This window comes from Pseudomonas sp. CROZ-RG-20F-R04-15 (genome assembly GCF_022662375.1).
Lineage (GTDB): Bacteria > Pseudomonadota > Gammaproteobacteria > Pseudomonadales > Pseudomonadaceae > Aquipseudomonas.
Genome location: NZ_JAKNQL010000066.1, coordinates 1 through 1,189, shown reverse-complemented (window position 1 = coordinate 1,189; position 1,189 = coordinate 1). Strand labels below are relative to the sequence as shown.

Genomic DNA, 1,189 nt, shown 5'->3' with positions numbered 1-1,189 from the left:
ATGGTGGACACATTTTAATAGACACATTGCTCATCGCGAAGGAGATGGCCTGTGTCTTGGGAAGAGGTGTCCACCGTGCAACTTCGTTCAGAATTCGTGCTTTTGGCTCGGCAAGAAGGGGCCAATGTTCGGCAGCTTTGCCGTCGATTCAATATCAGCCCAAGCACTGCCTACAAATGGCTCACCAGGTTTGAAAACCTCGGTGCGCAAGGGTTGGTCGATCAGTCTCGACGACCAAAGACGTCACCCAAACGCTGCGCTGAAGAGGTTGAGCAGCAGATTTTGACCGTGAGTCAGGAGTACGCCGCTTGGGGCGCTCGTAAGCTCAAGCGCGTGTTGGAAGACGACGGCAAAGTGATGCCCTCTGTCAGCACCGTGCATGCGGTTTTACAGCGTCATTCGCGCGTTGATCCAAAGGCTGCCGAGGTCAAACCGTTTATCCGGTTCGAGCATGAAGCGCCCAACGATCTTTGGCAGATGGACTTCAAGGGGCATATCAGTCTGGCCCAGGGGCGTTGCCATCCGTTGACGATATTGGACGATCACTCACGGTTTTCGCTGTGCATCGCGGCATGCATCAATGAGCAGCGCCAAACCGTTCAGGAGCATCTAATCCGGACCTTTCGGCACTTCGGCCTGCCTTTACGCATGACGATGGACAACGGTTCGCCATGGGGTGATCAGACAGGTGTTTATACCGCACTGGAGGTCTGGCTGATGAGCCAGGGCATCAAGGTCGGCCACTCCCGACCTTATCACCCGCAAACCCAGGGAAAGCTGGAGCGCTTCCACCGCAGCCTGAAAAGGGAAGTCCTGCAAGGCCAGCTCTTCATCGATCTGGACGATGCACAACGGGCGTTTGATATCTGGCGTGAGATTTACAACCAGAAGCGCCCGCATCAAGCACTGGGCATGCAGGTTCCTGCTACTCGCTACAGCAGTAGCCCGCGGGAATATCAGGAGCAACCGGCGGCGCCCGAGTACGATGATGGGGATGTGGTCAGGAAGGTTCAGGTGAAGGGCGAGATCTACTGGGGCAACCGTGAATACACCGTTGGAAAGGCGTTTTACGGGAGGTCAGTGGCTATCAGGGAAACGACGGAGGACGGCATCCACGATGTCTACTGGAGTAGACATCGTATCGCCCGAATCGACTTGAACTTGCAGATCGTTACGGCAGGTAAGAAGA

At 55.5% G+C, this 1,189-nt stretch carries 1 protein-coding gene; it reads left to right on the top strand.

Annotated features, from left to right (window positions below):
- Positions 1 to 51: 51 nt before the first annotated feature.
- Positions 52 to 1,189, top strand: a 1,138-nt coding sequence (locus L8H52_RS30285) for an IS481 family transposase (protein ID WP_242210168.1), incomplete at its 3' end; no start/stop codon positions are given.